This window comes from Kluyvera sp. Awk 3 (assembly GCF_028069715.1).
In the GTDB taxonomy this organism is placed as follows: domain Bacteria; phylum Pseudomonadota; class Gammaproteobacteria; order Enterobacterales; family Enterobacteriaceae; genus Kluyvera; species Kluyvera georgiana_A.
Window position 1 is genome coordinate 1 of sequence record NZ_JANEWH010000337.1, and the last position, 450, is coordinate 450.

At 35.8% G+C, this 450-nt stretch carries 1 pseudogene; it reads left to right on the plus strand.

Features of this window, described 5'->3' with window-relative positions:
* Nucleotides 1-270: pseudogene (locus NNN71_RS24990) on the plus strand (capsule biosynthesis protein CapC); the annotation flags it as partial.
* Nucleotides 271-450: the final 180 nt, after the last annotated feature.

The window sequence follows — 450 nt, forward strand, 5'->3', positions numbered from 1 at the left end:
AATCATGACCTTAATATGGCAACGTTTATGGTTCCGTGGATAGCATATGCCAAAGGGGTCGGCACGTTAGAAAGAGATATATGCCACTATTTTAATGTTAGATCCAATGCCGCTAAGAAAAATTACCTTTTACTTAAAAAAATCAGAGACGAGGGGGGGGGGCCTCATTCGTTCTGCGCGAACGATTTTACTACGACGAAAACAGTGTTGCAGGACTATCAGTTAGCATTACTCTCGATGTTAGATTTTTATTATGACAATAGGAAATAAGATGTTAAATAGAAAAATACGGAAGTTGGTTAAAAATCCTAAACTATTCTTTAGTGATATGAATTTAAAGCGTTCTCGACAGATTAATGCTTTAAAACCAAAGAAAATCCTTGGGGATAATAAATTTACAGTCGTGTCGGCTGTCTATAATGTTGACAAATATCTTGAGCAATACTTTGA